Raw genomic sequence first — 16873 nt, 5'->3', positions numbered from 1 at the left:
CGTCCGCCTACCCGGCCCCTGCCGGCGATTGTCAGCGGAACGCCGCCATCAGGAGAACGCCGAGACCCAGCACGATCAGCGCCACTCCGGATGCGCGTTCGAGCGTCGGAAGCGCTCGAGCGAATCTGGTCAGGACGACGCGGTTGCCTATGAGAACAGAAATGAGCAGGTCCCAGATCAGCACGACACCGAACATCCACATGCCGTAGGCGACGAGCTGTCCCCTGCTGGTGCCGACGGTGAGAACGGCGGCGAGACCTGCGTAGAAGAGTGCGTTCTTGGGGTTGAGGGCGGCCGAGGCGAACCCCGTCGCGGCAAGTTTCCACCAGCCCCCGGCGGTGCGCACGGTTTCGTCGCCCGGTGCCAGCGCAATCGAGGTGGCGCCGGCCGAGCGCAGGAAGCGTATGCCGAGGTAGACGAGGAATCCGGCGCCCGCGATCTGGACAGCGGTGAATGCGATGGCGTCGGGCCGCAGGATCGACAGGCCCGCGAACGCGGTAGCGATGAAGACGGCGTTCGCGGCCGCGATGCCCGCACACGCACCTGTCGCGCGACGCCATCCGGTGGTCATCGACGAGTGTGCGATGAGGAAAAAGTCGGGGCCCGGGGACAACAGGGCAAGGAAGTGGGCACCGGCCACAGCAGCGAATTGATTCATTCTTCCTCTGTGCTCGACGGGTACGGACCGAGTCACTGTGCCGATGTCGCCGCAGAAGTGTCTTGAACGAAATTGCAGGGCCGGTGTGTCCGTTTCAGTGGCGGGCGCCGGCGCGGTACTCGCCGGGCGTGACCCCGGTGCGCGATGTGAAGATCCGGTGAAAGTGGCTCTGGTCGGCGAAGCCGAGGTCGTTGGAGACTTCGGCCAGGCCGCAGCCCTCGCGGAGCCGGGAACGCGCTCTGAGGATGCGCTCGTTGATCTGCCAGGCAATGGGAGGCAACCCCGTGACATCACGGAACCGCCGAACCAACTGGAACCGGCTCAGACCTGTGTTCAGGACCAGATCGCCGAGTGAGACCTGCATGTTCGAGCTGCGGAGGTGCTCGAGGATTGGGGCGACGATGGCCAGGTCCGACTCACCGACCCTGGTGCCGGCGATGATCTGAGCGGGTGCGCTCAGTATTTCGTCGAGCACAGTGACGAGCAGTTCTTCCTTCTCGCGCGGGTCGGCGTCGGAGAACAGCACCTCGTTGAGGTGGCAGAACGCGGCGTATCGTGCAGGCTCGTCGATGATGCGTACGGGCCGATCGGCTCCCATACCGAGTTCGGGTAGAGATCCGGCGAGCCACGCCTCGTCCACGTGGAGCATCTGGTAGCTCCACCGGCCTTCGACGGGGTTGCAGGCATGGACTCGGTAGGCGGGGATCACCACGAGATTCTTCGCCGTGAGTTGCACGGGACCGCCCGGTGCGCCGGTGAAAACACTGCGCCCTTGGTCGACCGCGCCGATCGACATCGCATCGTGGGAGTGCGGCTTGTAGCACGACACGGTGCGGCAGGCGCGCCTGCTCTCGAGAAAGGGGAGCGCGTCGCTGCGCCAGAACTCTGCCTGCACCACAGGCGCAAGCCTAGAGGGAAATCCGGGAGCCGGGGCTGTCGTTCGAACGGACCTCGGTCGGCGAGGAGCGAGGCCGCGAAGTGGCTTCGGTCGTGACTTCTGTGGATAGGGTTATGGCCATGCTGCTCTGGATCAACGGTCCCTTCGGCGGGGGAAAGACACAGACCGCGTTCGAGCTGCACCGCCGGCTTCCCGGCAGTGTGGTGTGCGACCCGGAAATGGTGGGATACGGCCTGCACCGGATGATGCCGCCGACGCTCCGGACCGACTTCCAGGACTATCCGAGCTGGCGGCAGGGCGTGTTCGAGGTACTGGACCATGTGCTCCGCGAGCACGAGGGTGTGGTGATCGCCCCGATGACCGTCGCCGACCCCCGATACTTCGACGAGACGGTCGGGCGGTTGCGCGAATCCGGCCACGACGTACGCCATTTCGCGCTACTGGCCCGCCGGGAGACAGTTCTGGATCGTCTGCGCGATCGTGGGCTCGGCTTCGCTCCCCTCCTGCGCGCGGTCGGCCAGGGTGATCTGCTGCTGCGTGCGGAACAGTTCGCGGTGGACAGGCTGGACTTCTGCCTCGAGCAGCTGAACAGGCCCGAGTTCGCCGACCATATCTGGACCGACACGACCCCGGTGGCGGCGGTGGCCGATCGAATCGCCGACATGGTCGGCGTGACGCTGAAGCCCGATACCGATGGCCGGATCCGAGGCAGGCTTCGCCGGATGGCCGTCACAGTCCGTAGTGTTCGTTTGTGAGTCGACCGTCAGGGCCACCGGATCGTCGCCGCGCTCACCGGCAGCGGAGCCCGATCGCCGAACCGGCTACTGCCGGGGCTCTGGTGGCGTCGACCCGGACTGCTTCGCCGCGGTGCGGCGACCGGAGAATTTGCGCATCAGAGGGTCGTCGATCCAGTGATAGATGGCCGCCGCCACCACCGTGGACCCGACCAAGCTCAGTGCGGCGAATCCCAGCCAGCCCAGCGGCCCGAACTGCTTTCCGCCGATGAACAACCGGGTGATCAGCACCATCACCGGGAACTGGATCAGATAGAACGCGAAGGAGATATTGCCCAGCCAGACCATCCGCGGCGAGGCGGTGAATCCCCGGATTCCCGCCAGGTCGCGCGCGGCCAGCGTGGCCACCACGGCCGTCATCGGCGCGAGCAGCAGCGCCGACATCTTGTAGTTCGGCGGCACCACCCAGGTCGCCGCGTAGGCGATCATCAGCACGATCATCGGCGGCACAAGCCGGGTGTTGCGCCAGCGGCCCTCCAGCACCAGCCGTGCCGCGAGCACCCCGAGGAAGAACTCGGGCAGCCGCGAGAGCGGGAAGTTGTAGCTGAGCCAATACGACGGAGCCACCGGGATATCCGGCTGCTCGAACCAGATCGGCGCGGCATGCAGTTCGAAGTACGGCGACACCTCACCCGGTATCAGCCGTGGCGCGAAGGTATTCGCGATCCCTTTGGGCCCGGGCACCCACAGGTAATAAGCGGTGTGCAGTAACAGGATCGCCACCAGCAGCCCCGCCAGCGCCCACCACACGTGATGGCTCTTGATCCGGCGCACCAGCGGCAGCGCGAGCGGAAAGCTCAGGTAGAAAAGGATTTCCGCAGCCAGCGACCAGGACGGCACATTGAGCCCGCCGACCGTGGTCCACTTCGGCACCCAGGTGTGGATCAGCGCGAGGTTCGGCGCCCAGACCACCATCCGCGTCAGGGGGACGCTCGCCACCAGGATGAACGCGAGGGCCGCGACCAGGTGGGTCGGGTAGATTTTCAACACCCGGCGCCAGTAGAACCGCGGCACCGAGCTTCCCGGCCGGAACGACCAATAGATGATGAACCCGGACAGGACGAAGAAGAAGGTCACTCCCGCGGCACCCAGCTGCATCGGCATCAGCTGATGGATCTGCCGGAACAACTCCGATTTCTGGAACGGATACACCGGCAGGAACACCAGGGCGTGCAGCAGGAATACGGCGAACGCCGCCCACCAGCGTGCCCCCGTCAGCGACGGCAGCGCCGGTCGCGCCGCCGCCGCATCGAGGAACTCCGATCCGGACTCGGTCCGGGGCGGCGCCAGGCTCACCGGCGGATCCGCTCGTACACCGTCTCCGCGGTCACCTCATCACCGCGCGTCGAGGGATGGAACGGCATTCCGGCGACGTCGGCCGCGGGATCGAAGAAACCGTTCAGCCACGGGTCGGCCGCGCACAGCCCGTGGCCCGCGGTCACCGAGCGAATATCGACGAACTCGAGTTTCAGCAGCTCTGCGGCGTCCCGTTGCGCGATATCGAGACGGTCCAGGTATTCGGTCACCGCGCGGCCTCTCGGCTGCACGACCTGCCCGGCGCCGAGTACGTTCACGCACACATGCTCCTGCGCCGGAGGGAACAGTTCCGGGTAACCGACCAGCATGATCCGAGCGTTCGGCGCGTAGTAGCGCATATAAGTGACCGCTTCACGGATGCGGTTGGCGTAGACCTTGCCCGTGACGTTCCGGTAGTCGGTGAACCGTCCCTGTTCGGCCGCCTCCAGCCCGCATCCGTCGACAAGGTTGAACACGCAGGGCTGCAACGACGTGATCATCGTCGCCGTACTGTTGCGGGCCCAGACGTCGTTCATCCCGGTCTGAATAGCGATGACCTCGGTCTCCGGCCCGAACGCCTGCTGCTTGGCCGCCTCGGCCACCTCGTGCACCAGCCACCAGCCGTCCCCCGTGGAGATCGTGGAGCCACTGCAGGACACATCCACGAAGTCCGGCGTGCCCGCGACCCCCATCCGCTCGCTCAGCCGAGTCGGCCACGATGTGGGCGCGTGCAGGCACTCCTTGGTCGCCGAGAAGAACTTCGGATAGTTCGCGGTGAACGAATCACCGAGCACCACCAAGGATTTGCCCTCGGGCCGGTTGTTTTCGACCGGCGCCGCTGCGGCCGGTGCGTACAGGGTGGTCACGGTGAGGGCGGCCGCCACCACGGCGCCGGCCATTCCACCTCGGCGCCGAAAAAATTCGCGAATCAAGACTTTCCCGTCGGTCAGTAGCCGGCCTGCGGATCGAAATCAGGCAGGGTGAGTGTCGGCTCGGGCTGGGCGGGTTCGGGCTGTACGGGCGCCTGCTGCTGTGCGGGAGGCTCCGGCGCCGGCGCCTCGGCCGGCGGTTCCGCGACAGGAGGTTCCGCCGCGGGCGGAGGTTCGACGGCGGCGGGGGGAGCCGGTGCCGGGCTCGGCGGCTGCGGGGTGGTCGATGCCACGCTCGACGGCGCCGCCGTGCTGGTCGGAGCTACGCTGGAGGTCGTCCCGTGATCTTCGTGCGATTCTGAGTCGTCGCCACACCCGCTTACGCCGAGAACTACTGCGGCGCATGCGAACACGGTCACTAGGCAACGTTTCATGACGATTCCCGATCCTCCTGGCATTTCGGCCTCTCTGAACCCCACCCATTCCGAGGCGCGGAGTTGTCGAGCATAGTATCGCCGGATTCGCCGAACCGTTACAGCCGGATTTCCTTGGATAGGGAAGGAGGCTTCCCGGCACTCGACCGGTCCGACCAAAACTTCGTCAGCTCGGCTGCTACCAGGGCGTTCATGGTGCGTCCTGCCCGGATGTGCGGCGTGCGAGGCCGAGGTGCGGGAGCACTGATGATCGGTGTGCGTCGCCATGACTTGCGGCAGTGTGGACGGCTGTATTGTCCGGTCGCGCCGCCTGCTCAGCGGAACGGCCACCACCAGCGCCGGCGGCGGGGGTGACGAACAGTGATTCCGGCGTGCTCGATGCGGCCGCTGACCCGGAGCCGGGGCATCCCGGCTACCGGCGGGACCGCCTTGTTCTTGATGCTGCCCCACTCGGTCACCATATCGTCGAGGTCGATGATCCAACCCCGGGGTACAACGAATTCGACGCCGCCGTGTTCGGAGTCCACCTCGACCAGAATTTCCCGGGACCGCAACACGGCAGTGCCGAAGTCGAGTACCACCTTGCCGTGTTCGGAGTGCACGACGATCTGTGGTGGCACCAGCCAGGTGCCGTGGCGTATGAGTTTGCTGCCCTTCGAGCGCAGGACCAGGCGGTCTGCCGTACTACCGTGGGCGACAGGCGACAGGTCGGCGGTGACCGCTTCCAGTTCCGGTCTGGTTCTGCTGGCGTACACGGCGGCGAGTCGCTCATCCAATTCGGTGAGGTCCAGCCGTCCGTCGCCGTGCGCCTGCTGGATGAGCGCGGCGGCGTTATCGCGTTCGCTGTCGGTGGCGCGCACCGCCGGGAGGCCCTGGGGTGGTGGCTCGACCGTCATATTCGTCACGATAGCGCAGCGGCGAATCCGCCGGTTGCCGCTACGCAGCGAACCCAACTGAAGCCCGGACTCGCCGTCGGCTGTGGGAGAACGACCACGCCCGCTCTGTGCCGTGCCCGCGATCGCCAAAGATCTTGGACCGTAACGGTTCCCGGTAGTATGCGCCAGCATGCCCACACAGCGAATGCCAGGCCGTCCCGGAGCGGGCCGGAAGGGACACCACACGGCACCGTTCGGGGGAGTCACGCGTTGAGCAATACAGATCCGGGTTCGCCGGGGGGACCCCTGATCGCGCACGGGTCCCCGGTATCCGCCGGCCCACGCGTGCGGCTGGACACCTCCTCGTTCGCGGCCGATCCGCACCGTGCCTACGCAGATATGCGACGTCACGGCCCGTTGGTGCCGATCGAGCTTTCTCCGGGTGTGCCGGCGACGCTCGTGATCGGTTACCAGGTGGCCATGCAAATCCTCAACGACGAGTCCCATTTCCCCGCCGACCCACGCCGATGGGAGAAGAACGCCCCCGCGGACTCGCCGATGCTGCCGATGTTGGGCTACCGCCAGAACGCGCTGCGAACCGCAGGTCTGGAACACGAGCGTTACCGGCGCACCATCATCGCGGCGTTGGACACCGTCGACATGCACAGGGTTCACGGCGCGGTTGCCCGGGCCGCCGATGCGCTGATCAACGACTTCTGCGAACGCGGTACCGCTGACCTGCGAACGGACTACGCGTATCCGCTGACCTTCCGGGTCCTGAGTGAACTGATGGGCTTTCCCGAAGACGCCGCGGCCGAGGCCTACCACGGGATGGCTGCCATGCTGGAGGGGGTGGGCGCCGAAGAGGGGCAGCAGCGTTTCGTCGAGGCCCTGATCGGAGTCGTCGAGCAGAAGCGGGCCGAGCCGGGCGACGATCTGACCTCGGAGCTGTTGAAGCACCCGGACGGGCTCGATGCCATGGAGATGGTGAATCAGGCCGCGCTCCTGTTCTCGATGGGTACGGAGCCGACCTGCAATCTCATTCTCAATGCGTTGCTGCTGTTGATGACCGACGAGCAATACGGGGGCGAGGTCCTCAGCGGCGCCATGGCCACCCGGGACGCTGTCGATGCGGTGCTGTTCGAGGATCCGCCGCTGGCGAATTGGTGCGTGAGCTACCCCAGACAACCGCAACTCGTCGGCGATGTGTGGCTGCCGGCCGATCAGCCGGTGGTCATCAGCTTGGCCGCGTGCAACAACGATCCCAGCGTCGCAGGCGGTGACCGCAGAGGCAACCGGTCGCACCTCGCATGGGGAGGCGGCCCGCACGGCTGCCCGGCCCAGACCCTCGCCCAGACCATCGCCGCGCAGGGCATCGACCTGCTGCTCGACGCCCTGCCGGATATCCGTTCGAAAGTCGCTGCGCAGCAGCTGCCTTGGCGGCAGGGCCAGTTCCACCGGGCCTTGGCGGCACTACCGGTCGAATTTCCGGCGTGCCCGCCGATGCGTCTCGCCTGGTAGGCACTACATCGGACACCAGCGGTGGCGGGCGCCCTGCGGCGCCCGCCACCGGCAGCGCCTCGGTCACCGCGCCAGAGTGAACCCGTCGTAGTCGTCGGCGGCGACCTGGTCGCATTTTTCGCGATATGCGCCGACGCCGCCGATGTAGGCGTACATCACCCGCGGCTTGCCGGGCACATTCGATCCCACGTACCAGGAGTCCACCTTCGGATACAGCGTCATATCGCCGACTTCGCCGACGTGCCGGGTCCATTCCTGCTCCGCGTCGGCCCGGGCCTCCATGGTCGTGACGCCCTTGGACCGCATCGTATCGATCGCGTCCGCTACCCAGTCGACGTGCTGCTCGATGGACACCAGCATGTTCGACAGGACCGCTGGGCTACCCGGGCCCGTGATCGTGAAGAGGTTCGGAAAGCCCGCCACGGCGAGACCGAGGTAGGTTACGGGCCCGTCGGCCCACTTCTCCCGCAATGCCGCACCACCCCGGCCGCGAATATCGACCGCGTCCAGCGCACCGGTCATCGCGTCGTATCCGGTGGCGTAGATGATGTCGTCGAACTCGAAACTCTCCTGCGTCGTCTCGAGTCCGGACTCGGTGACCTCGGTGAGCGGGGTCGCGGAGACGTCCACGAGCCGGACATTGGGACGATTGAAGGTCGCGTAATAGTCCGTACCCAGGACCGGGCGCTTGACGCCGAACAGGCCGGAGGGCTGAAGCAGTTCGGCGACCGCCGGATCCGTCACGATCTCGGCGATGCGGTCGCGGATGAACTGGGCGGCCGTCTCGTTGGCGGCTTCGTCGGTGAGGGTATCGGTGTATCCGGTCAGCATGCTGACCAGTTCGCTGTCCTTGTCCTCCCATACCGCGCGGTAGAAAGCATTTCGCTCGTCTTCGCTCACCTCGAGCGCCCCTGTGGTGGCCTCGGGCCGCGCGATGCCGAACGACGATTCCCGGTTGGCCTTGCGCACCTCGCGGTAGCGCGACTTGATGTCGCGCTGGAATTCGGGATCGATCGCGTGATTGCCGGCCGGAAGCACATAGTTCGCGGTCCGCTGGAACACGGTGAGCTTCTCGGCCGTCTCGGCAACGAGCGGAATAACCTGCACCCCGGAGGAACCCGTGCCGATCACCGCGACCCGTCGGCCGCTGAAGTCCACCTCCTGGTCGGGCCAGTTGCCGGTGTGGAAGCTGCGACCCCGGAACGTTTCGATGCCCGGGACCTCCACCATCTTCGGTGCCGACAGGCAGCCTGTCGCCATGATCGCGAACCGGGCCGAGACGACCTCGCCCTGATCGGTCGTGATCCGCCACCGCGCGGCGGACTCGTCGTAGACCGCGGCGGTGACCCGGGTCCGCAACTGCACGTCCTTACGCAGATCGAAACGGTCCGCGACGTGGTTGATGTAGCGGAGCAACTCCGGCTGCGGCGGCAACTTCTCCGTCCACTCCCACTCCTGCTCCAGCTCCGGGTCGAAGGAGTAGTTGTAGTACATGCTCTTCACATCGACGCGTGCGCCCGGATAACGGTTCCAGTACCAGGTGCCGCCGATTCCGTCACCTGCCTCGTACACCTGCACCGAGAGTCCGAGTCCGCGCAACTTGTGCAGCGTGTACAGGCCGGCGAATCCGGCTCCGACGACGACTGCGTCGATCTCGCGAGTCTTCTGCCCGGTCGAGGATGCGGAACGCTCCGAGGTCGTTGTCATCGTGGGACCTGCCTTTCCAAGAGTCGCCGTGGGAGGGACACAGCGGTTCGGTTCGACTATGTGGCGAGCCGGCAGTCACCTGGTCGAGGAAAGAGCTGGGCGTGATGTGGTGGTCGGAAGTGGTAAACGATGACACCGCAGAAGTTCTTGCCCCCTTCCCCCGTATCGCTGCAACTCGGCTGATGGCGCGAGCTCATCTGTGCGCGAACGAGACTCGCCGAGCGTCAGTATTCCAGACTGGTACAGGTTGCAGTTGGCGGAACATTGTTGCGCGCGTTGATGTTCCCGCGCGGTTGTGCCGGCTCTGGTGGCCGGATGGATCGAGGTATCGGGAGACACCCTGGCCGGGCGGGACCACATCGGCGTCGCCGGTGAACCATGTCGATCTTTCCCACGACTTCACTCTCGAGGTAGTCGCGGGAGAGTGGCCCGGATGACCGTAGTGGCCTCATTCGGTGGCGGCCCCATGATGACGTGTCGGGCCGTGCTCGGCCGCCCGCGCCGCGCTACGGAACTGCCCCGGAGCCTGCGAGCGTGCCCGGCGAAATGCTCGACTGAACGCGTAGACCGAGGTGTATCCGACCGAGCGGGCGATGGCATCGAGAGGGTCGTCGCTGTCCCGCAACCGGATCGCGGCCAGATCCATTCGCCATCGCGTCAGGTATTCGGCCGGCGCGGTACCGGTCACGGCGCGGAACCGCCGCGTCAGCGTGCTACGGGAGAGCGTCAGCTCCGCGGCGAGTGAGTCGATGGTCCACCCCCGGGCCGGTTCCTGATGGAGTTTGGCGAGCGCGTCGCTGACCACCGGGTCGGCCAGCATGCCGATCCAGGAGTCGCGCGCCTCGTCCGGGTTTTTCGCCAACCAGACCCGGATCAACTGCACCAACAGGATGTCGACCAAGCGGTTGAGTACGAATGCGGTGGCAATCTGCGGGTAGGCCAACTCCCGCGACAGCAGCCGGACGGTGTCATCGAGACAGTTGCCGCCGTGGTCGGCCCTGATGTGCAGAACCTGCGGCAATGATGTCATCACCTGCGTCGACACCGCGCGGTCGTATTCGTAACTCGCGCCGAGGATATGCGTCTGCACCGCACCGGCGCCCAGCCGCAATACACTGCCGTTCTCCATGGCCGCGTTGCCGCCGCACCCGCCGCACGGGGCCAGCGGCACGCCGGGAGCACTGCTCAACGCGTGCTCTGCCCCACTCGGCAACAGCACCACATCGCCGGGCATGAGCTGCTGCGCCTCCCGGCCGGGCAGGCACAACCATGCGGTGCCCGAGGTGACGGCATAGAACGCGGCGTTACAGCGCGCATCCCATGAGATCCCCCAAGTGCCGCCCGCCTCGATGCGCGCACCCGCGGTACCGCGGACACCGCCGACCGCCAGTACGTCGGCAAGAATATCCATATGATCGATGATAGTGCGACAAACGGATATGTTTCTGGCCGATTCAGCTATCGATCAATTCAACACCTACCGCATATGGTCGGAGCATGGCAGACGCGGACGACATCATCGAGATGAACAGCCAGGTCATCACCGAATTCCGGGAGAAAGGCGGCACCGTCGGCGGCATCTTCGATGGCTTTCCGCTGATCCTCGTGCATCACATCGGCGCCAAATCGGGCGCCGAACGCGTCGCTCCGCTGGTCCCCTACGTCGAGGGTGACCGGATCTTCGTCTTCGCGAGCCTGGGTGGCAGCCCGAAGCACCCGGCCTGGTACCACAACCTGGTGGCCAACCCGAACACCACCGTCGAGTACGGCGCAGAGACGTTCTCGGTCGTCGCTCGTGTGCTGCCCAGGGCCGAGCGCGACGAGATCTACGCCAAACAGGTCGCCGTGCAGCCTCAGTTCGGTGAGTACCAGCGCAAGACCGATCGGGTCATACCCGTCGTAGAGTTACAGCGGACCGGCCACTGACGCGAGCTGCCTTGGATTCACGTGGCGGTATCGAGCGGTTCCTGGTGACAGTTACCAGATATCGACCCAGACCGGCCGTTTGGAGACGTCGAACAGTGCGGAATTCTTATGGACGACGACGGGAACCGAGGCCCCGGCACTCAGCTGTTCGGCCAGTGCGTGCGCCTTCGCCTCCTGAAACTGAAGGTAGAAGTATTGCTTCTGCACGCGGGCTTCGCCGCCTGTCTCCGGGTGCGAGAACTGGGCTTCGACCCGAACCCGCCATAGATCGAAGTTGAATGGCCCTCGATTGTGCTTGCGCTGGAGGTCGGATTCGACCACCACCGCAGCCGTCGCATGCCCGACACGCCGTAGATAGTTTCGGCGTATTCGCCATGCCGCGGCAAGAACAAGCATCCATGCGCCGATGCCCAGCACCGCGCTCACCGGGAGAAACAGCGCCATGGCGACCGGCGACCCCGTCACCCGGGCGATAACGGCGCCCAGATTCAACGCGCCGGCCATGAACGCCAGTGCCGCTACCGGGACGCCCAGTGTCCACACCAGTGACATCGGGCCGACCATCCTGCCGGACCGACCCATTTCGTCTCCTCGAACTCGACTGGCAATCCAACGACCGATACGACGCTGGAGTACGAACAGTGTTCACCTCAGCGCCACCGCTGCTCGCCGGGATACTCGTCGAAGTCATCAGGCCAGTCACTGGGCCCGACAACCGTTTCGCCCGTTCGTGGGCGACGGGTCGGGGTCTGGGTCGATGGCCAGGTGGGAGCCGGCGGTGGTGCGGGTACTTGCGGCGGTTCCGGAGTCCACGTCCAGGTGAACTGAGGCGAGTTCTTCATTTCGGCGACTTCCGGTGGCACCGGATTCGCGAGAGTCTCGATATCACGCCAGCGGCATTCACCGCCGGCGACTCGTTCGGCATATGTCTTCAGCGCCGGGGACGCTGTGTCCATCGCGGCGACCATGGAAATGAACTCCTCCGTTACCTCGGTTGGTGCGTCGAAAAGTTCATCGATGTCCATGCCGGCCAAACGGATTGTGGCCGTGCGCAGGTTATCTACCGCGTCCATGACCTTCCGGGCGATCGCGTCCACCGCGGGATCGATATCGGGTTCCCGCATACTGCCCCATTGTGGTTTGCTCACGCGTTCTCCCACGGTGCGGTGCCGGACCCTATGTCATAGGACTGTGTGGGTCGGTTGGTGGTGGCTCCGTAATCCGCGATCTGTGCGATGTCCTGACCGACGGCCGCCGCGCGGGTCGCGTCATCGATCTTGCCGGTGACGGGCGCGACGGCCTCTTCCAGCTTTTGTTTCGCGTTCTCTCGCAGCTGACCCACCGGATCCTTGATTATGTCGAGCAGCTTCTTGAAGGCATCGGCAAGCTCTTTGATCTTGCCGACCACATCGATCGCGGCGTTGACGAGGAGACCGATATCTACTACCAGCTTGGCGATACGAGCAGCTCCGAGCCCTGGTACCGCCGCGGAAAGGATGTTCGCAACCGACTTGAGGGCGCCTTTGATGTCGTCGAAGTCGACATACTTGTTGAGCATCCCCCAGAGCTTGTCGAGGATGGTCCGGATGCCGTCCCTGATCATGTCGGCGACCTCGCCGGCGCAATCACTGACGACCCGGCCGACCGGGCCTTCCCATTTCATCGCTGCGATCTGCTTGGTCGCCCAATCGTGAAAAGATACGGCGGCCGCGCCGTACCAATTGGGTTGGCCGTTCGTACTTCCGTCGATCCGCTTCACCCCGGATTCGAGGTTTTTACCACATGCCTCGATGCCATTGCCGGCAGCCTTGTACACCTCACCGAGCCTGCGGATCTCGGACCAGTTTCCCGGAATCGGCTCCAGGCATTTCACCAGCGGGTCGTATTCGGTTCCCGCGGCCCGGGTGATGCTCTTGATGGATTCGTTCACGTTGCCGAGCACCGGGAAGACTTCGGCGATGAGACCTGCGAGCTCTTCTTTGTTCGCGGCAGGCGACTCGAGTTTGAACGATTCCGGCTTGGGATAGCTGGCGGCTCCTGCATACTGCGCGGTTGCGCCGATCTCCTCGGTGCTGTCGTTTCCCGGGAGGGCCGACTCGGTGGCCGCGTTCAGCGCGGCATAGGTCTTCTGGTCCTGGTCGTGATACAGCCAGGCGGCCTTGTTGAGTTCCGTCCCGCTGCCGGTGGTGGTCTCGGCGAGCACTCGGTGTCGCTGGGCCATCCAGTCTGCCGCATCGTTGATAGGGGCCACGAGGGTGTCGATGATCGGCCCGTGCAGCCAATCCGCCGCCCTCCCCTCCTTGGCTACAAAATCCGACGCCGACTGGACGTCGGCCCCGATCGAGGTGAGGAGAACACCCAGACCAGCGATCTCGCTGGAATTTGCCGACAGCGTCTCGGTCATCGATATCCTTTGATTCCGTTCGTTTCCTCGTAGTCTTCGCACCGACCGAGTTATCGGCTCGTTCGGGCCCGGCGACGAGAGAAGTCCTATCGGGTGTCGAGCGATTCGCTCAAAATCTCGGTTATCCGGTGGATCTCGTCGCAGGGCGCAGGCGCCTGGACCGGGCCTGCAGGCATCGCCATGATGCCGACCCGGAAGATCCCGTCGGCTGATTCGACGGCTGCCGAGCACGCGCCGGTATTCGCCGGAGTCCGGTACAGCAGGGCCTTGCGCCCACCGATCGGGTCCGAGCTGAAAACCTCGTGACCGGAGTTCTTCCGGATATCGTCGAGAGTCAGATCGCTCGATGTCACCGATACCGCGCTGGTGGGGTACTTCTCACCGTCGACAAGAGTTTCGCGCCAGAACTGGCAGCCGATTTCCGTGAAGATGCCGACGCCTTCGGTGGTAGCTCTTTCGCGGGTCCTGGGGTCGAATCCGGCTCTGGTCACCAGGTCGTCGCCCACACTCACACACGGGTCGAACCGGACCGGCTTCGCACCGGTCTGCGCCGGCGCCGGTGGGACACTCACCTGCACGGAGACGCTCGCCCCCGCAGACACTGTCGGTGAGGTGGTGACCGGAACCCCCGCCGTCGCCTCCTGGTCGGCGGAACCACCAGAACAGGCCGCCAGTGCCAGCACACTCGCCATCAGGCAACCGGTGGCGGAAATCGTCCTCACTATCGAACCCCCGAACATCGACACAGCCGTCCGCCCCCCTCGGGCACAGACAATGACCAGCAGTCGGTAATGATGGCACAGTCTGCCGTATCGGTCTCGCGGGGCCCTGGATGTGGAGGTTCATACTCCGTGCCGGGTTCGGGCGAGTACTCGAGGCCTGAGGCAGACCCGGTGTCGATGCAGCCGGGCGTACTGCGGTCGATGCCGCATCGCCCGGGCTTTCAATATGTCGACTTCGCAGCCCGGGGAGTTCGGGTCGAAGCCGTGCTCGAGCAGCCAGCGAACTCCCGGCAGCCTTCGCATCTGCGAGGCGATTCGACTCCTCCTCGACTCCGGTGCGAGCAAGGACCGGGTCGCCGAGGTGTGGCTTCGTAGTGCCGGCTACGAACGGCGGTGCAGGGGGATCGCGATCGCCGAATGGCTGCGCAAGGTGGTCGGCGATCTTTCTGGCGGTTGACCCGACTGTTGGCCTATGCGGAGTCGACTTCGGTCGGCACGGCCTGGCCGTCGAGGCAGTCGTTCAGCCGGCGGATATCGGTGGACATCTCCTGAAGGTGCCGACCGATCCCGCAGCGTGTGCTGACAGTACTGGTTAAAAGTCGCTCGAGTAGTCCTGGCTGATCCAGCGGTCGGGGCGGATGGTGAACAGGACGGATTGGGTGCCGTCCATCTGATCGGCGAATGCGCGTCCGCCTTCGGGACCGAGATAGCGGACGGCGATGGCTTCCCGCGCTGCACGAGGGGACGGGGTCTCGGCATCGACGACGGTGCCCTCGACGATGACGTACTGATACGGCAGCTCTTCGCGCTGGACGACCATGGTCACCACACCGGCTTCCTGGATCAGCCTGGCCTTGCGCCGGTTCGCGCCGGTATTGATCCTGATATCACCGCCCGGGACGTAGTCGTACCAGATCGGGACCGAGGCAGGCGGCCGTCCGTCGGTCGCTGCGACCGACAGCACGGCAATGTGCTTGCCCGCGAGAAATTCCTGGCGTTCGGCTTCGGTGAAGGGTTTCGGCATACAGCATGTAACCGGCCGGTCGGTGGCTCTCTTCCCACGGGCGGCGTATGACGCTGGGAAGGAGGCGCTACTCGGGTCGGCTGACCGGCTGACCGGATGCGCGGCTCGACATCAGTGACAAGCGGATGGGCGGCTTGCGCACTGCGGGATATGCCAAAGAATCGAATGTTCGGAACTTCGTCGGTCCAACACCACGAGGGGTGGTGCCTACCAATGGCGCTATCGATTTTCCGGACCCACCGGACAGCAGGAAAGGCGACCGCACCGACCCGACCCGATGACAGCGGGACGCCGGCGGCTCTCCCGGTGGCACTGCGCGGCGTCCTCGTCTGCATGCTCCTGCTGGTGGCGCTGACAGGGATGGGATGTGCCGAGTCCGTCGACCGTGCAGCGGAGGCAGATACCGAAACCGGGACCGGCCCGGAGCTCATCCGCGAGGCGACCGAATACGGTGGGTGGACTCTTCCGGCGAGCGGGAAGGTCCTTTTGGTGAAGAAGCAAGCCGGGCGCGAGCCCCGGTTCCGGCCGGCCGTCGAGATGACGCCGCCCGATCTGGTGTGGATGCTGCAGAACTCGGGCTATTCCACCCCGCTCGGGCCCGGGCACGCATTGTCCATTTCTACGATCGCCGGACCTGATCCGAACTCTTCACCGAAGCTCCTCTACGCCCGCCACAACATCACTTCGCCGTCGGGGAAACTTGTTTTCCGTAAGGTTCTGGTCGACGAGCGTGACGCGCAGACCCGAATCGTCCATCCAGAGTTCCTGAACATCTGAACAAACCGAAGCTGTTGCACCGCACTCGATGATGCCATCATCTGGTATCAACGGACAGCCGAGGCCGGCCACGCCGATGCGATGCACCACCTTGCGATTCGGCTCCGGCTCCGAGGTCACAGCGACTACGCCGCGGCCTGGTGGCGCAGCGCAGGGCACAGGCGTGCACAGCGTGCCAGACCTCGTGGCCCGGTATCCCGGACGGAGTCATCCCGCCGCAACGCGTCCACCCGCATGCTGCCTCAGTACAGTTACTTCGCACGACCGACCCCGGGATAGAGATCACCGTGGACCTGATCCGCTTGATCGGCCCCGATGCCATGTCGCCGGGAGTTGGGGCTCGCCCGGCGGAAGCGGGTCATATCAGGTATCGGTGGATGAGATCAGGGTTGTGACCGCGTTGAGCACGAGACTGCGTCGTTGGGGTTCGGGTACCAATCGCGCGATGTCTTCCGTGGGTTGGTGCCACATGTTCGCGACTGTCAGCACCAATGCCAGGATGTGTGCGGCTGGCTGTGCCGTGGTCACCGTCCCGCGTTGTTGAGCCTTTTCGATCGCCTCGACCTTCGCTCGCATCGACTCGGCCACCGATGCGCGCTGGGCGGACTCGCCACGCAGCAGGTGGTACCACATCAAGAACCGCATCACCTGGGGATGGGCCAGTCCGGCGTCGTACAGCTGACCCGCGTACTCCGGTAGCCGGTCCGCGTCCAGCGGCACGGTCGCCACCGTCGTGTCCACGATCATGTCGAAGACGGCGTCGAACAGTTCGTCTTTGCCCTTGTAGAACGAATACACCAGGCCCGCACTGATTCCCGCGCGCTTGGCCAGCCGATCGATGCGCGCTCCGGCCAAGCCGAACTCGGCGAATTCGGCCAGCGCGGCGTCGAACAGCAGTTGCCGCTTCGCTTCGGGATTCCTGGTCCGCACACCCCCAAGATAGTTATTGAACGTTCATTTGACAAAGC

General features: G+C 65.2%; 17 protein-coding genes. 4 read left to right on the top strand and 13 right to left on the bottom strand.

Annotated features, from left to right (window positions below):
* Positions 1-31 precede the first annotated feature (31 nt).
* A complete protein-coding gene (locus NF4_RS23435; RefSeq protein WP_063129536.1) occupies positions 32-658 on the bottom strand; it encodes a LysE family translocator in 627 nt (208 codons plus the stop codon).
* A gap of 94 nt (positions 659-752) precedes the next feature.
* Entirely contained in the window at positions 753-1556 is an 804-nt protein-coding gene (locus NF4_RS23430; RefSeq protein ID WP_063129535.1) for a helix-turn-helix transcriptional regulator, read from the bottom strand.
* Positions 1557-1669: 113 nt separating this feature from the next.
* Between NF4_RS23430 and NF4_RS23425 the strand changes: the two genes are divergently transcribed.
* A complete protein-coding gene (locus tag NF4_RS23425; protein ID WP_198165440.1) occupies positions 1670-2311 on the top strand; it encodes an AAA family ATPase in 642 nt (213 codons plus the stop codon).
* A gap of 66 nt (positions 2312-2377) precedes the next feature.
* Here the strand turns inward: NF4_RS23425 and NF4_RS23420 are convergent, their stop codons facing one another.
* The 3 genes from NF4_RS23420 to NF4_RS23405 all read right to left on the bottom strand — a co-directional run bounded on the left by NF4_RS23420 (position 2378) and on the right by NF4_RS23405 (position 5845).
* Positions 2378-3646 carry an acyltransferase family protein gene (locus NF4_RS23420; RefSeq protein ID WP_157120532.1) on the bottom strand — a complete coding sequence of 423 codons (1269 nt, stop codon included), beginning with the start codon at positions 3644-3646 and terminating at the stop codon, positions 2378-2380.
* Positions 3643-4545 carry an SGNH/GDSL hydrolase family protein gene (locus NF4_RS23415; protein WP_063129534.1) on the bottom strand — a complete coding sequence of 301 codons (903 nt, stop codon included), beginning with the start codon at positions 4543-4545 and terminating at the stop codon, positions 3643-3645. Before NF4_RS23415 ends, NF4_RS23420 begins: the two co-directional genes overlap by 4 nt.
* Before the next feature lie 718 nt (positions 4546-5263).
* A complete protein-coding gene (locus NF4_RS23405; protein ID WP_063129532.1) occupies positions 5264-5845 on the bottom strand; it encodes a DUF1707 SHOCT-like domain-containing protein in 582 nt (193 codons plus the stop codon).
* A gap of 249 nt (positions 5846-6094) precedes the next feature.
* Here NF4_RS23405 and NF4_RS23400 point away from each other — a divergent pair, with 249 nt between their 5' ends.
* Positions 6095-7345 carry a cytochrome P450 family protein gene (locus tag NF4_RS23400; protein WP_063129531.1) on the top strand — a complete coding sequence of 417 codons (1251 nt, stop codon included), beginning with the start codon at positions 6095-6097 and terminating at the stop codon, positions 7343-7345.
* A gap of 63 nt (positions 7346-7408) precedes the next feature.
* On the opposite strand, the gene NF4_RS23395 is transcribed toward NF4_RS23400, so the two are convergent.
* Positions 7409-9052 carry a flavin-containing monooxygenase gene (locus NF4_RS23395; protein WP_063129530.1) on the bottom strand — a complete coding sequence of 548 codons (1644 nt, stop codon included), beginning with the start codon at positions 9050-9052 and terminating at the stop codon, positions 7409-7411.
* Positions 9053-9500: 448 nt separating this feature from the next.
* Positions 9501-10463, bottom strand: a complete 963-nt coding sequence (locus tag NF4_RS23390; RefSeq protein WP_063129529.1) for an AraC family transcriptional regulator — start codon at positions 10461-10463, stop codon at positions 9501-9503.
* Positions 10464-10549: 86 nt separating this feature from the next.
* Between NF4_RS23390 and NF4_RS23385 the strand changes: the two genes are divergently transcribed.
* The gene (locus NF4_RS23385; protein WP_063129528.1) at positions 10550-10978 is read left to right on the top strand and encodes a nitroreductase family deazaflavin-dependent oxidoreductase; all 429 of its coding nucleotides are present in this window, start codon (positions 10550-10552) and stop codon (positions 10976-10978) included.
* A 51-nt stretch (positions 10979-11029) separates the two neighbouring features.
* Here the strand turns inward: NF4_RS23385 and NF4_RS23380 are convergent, their stop codons facing one another.
* The 5 genes from NF4_RS23380 to NF4_RS23355 form a co-directional block, all read right to left on the bottom strand.
* Positions 11030-11530: a hypothetical protein gene (locus NF4_RS23380; protein WP_232330613.1), complete on the bottom strand. Its 501-nt coding sequence runs from the start codon at positions 11528-11530 to the stop codon at positions 11030-11032.
* A 98-nt stretch (positions 11531-11628) separates the two neighbouring features.
* Entirely contained in the window at positions 11629-12075 is a 447-nt protein-coding gene (locus tag NF4_RS23375) for a hypothetical protein (protein ID WP_232330612.1), read from the bottom strand.
* A gap of 47 nt (positions 12076-12122) precedes the next feature.
* Positions 12123-13382, bottom strand: coding sequence for a hypothetical protein (locus NF4_RS23370; protein ID WP_063129525.1), 1260 nt, complete (start codon positions 13380-13382; stop codon positions 12123-12125).
* 86 nt (positions 13383-13468) lie between these two features.
* On the bottom strand, positions 13469-14104 hold the full coding sequence (locus NF4_RS23365) for a DUF3558 domain-containing protein (protein WP_198165439.1): 636 nt from the start codon (positions 14102-14104) through the stop codon (positions 13469-13471).
* A 592-nt stretch (positions 14105-14696) separates the two neighbouring features.
* Positions 14697-15128 (bottom strand): pyridoxamine 5'-phosphate oxidase family protein, encoded by a 432-nt coding sequence (locus NF4_RS23355; protein ID WP_063129522.1) that lies wholly within the window; start codon positions 15126-15128, stop codon positions 14697-14699.
* Positions 15129-15341: 213 nt separating this feature from the next.
* Here NF4_RS23355 and NF4_RS23350 point away from each other — a divergent pair, with 213 nt between their 5' ends.
* On the top strand, positions 15342-15905 hold the full coding sequence (locus NF4_RS23350; protein WP_157120530.1) for a hypothetical protein: 564 nt from the start codon (positions 15342-15344) through the stop codon (positions 15903-15905).
* 363 nt (positions 15906-16268) lie between these two features.
* On the opposite strand, the gene NF4_RS23345 is transcribed toward NF4_RS23350, so the two are convergent.
* Complete coding sequence (locus NF4_RS23345) at positions 16269-16835, bottom strand: TetR/AcrR family transcriptional regulator (protein ID WP_063129520.1); 567 nt, start codon at positions 16833-16835, stop codon at positions 16269-16271.
* Positions 16836-16873: the final 38 nt, after the last annotated feature.

The organism is Nocardia fusca NBRC 14340 (assembly GCF_001618425.1).
GTDB classification, from domain to species: Bacteria; Actinomycetota; Actinomycetes; order Mycobacteriales; family Mycobacteriaceae; genus Nocardia; species Nocardia fusca.
The sequence above is the reverse complement of the archived record's forward strand: the minus strand, read 5'-3'. Positions and strand labels throughout refer to the sequence as shown.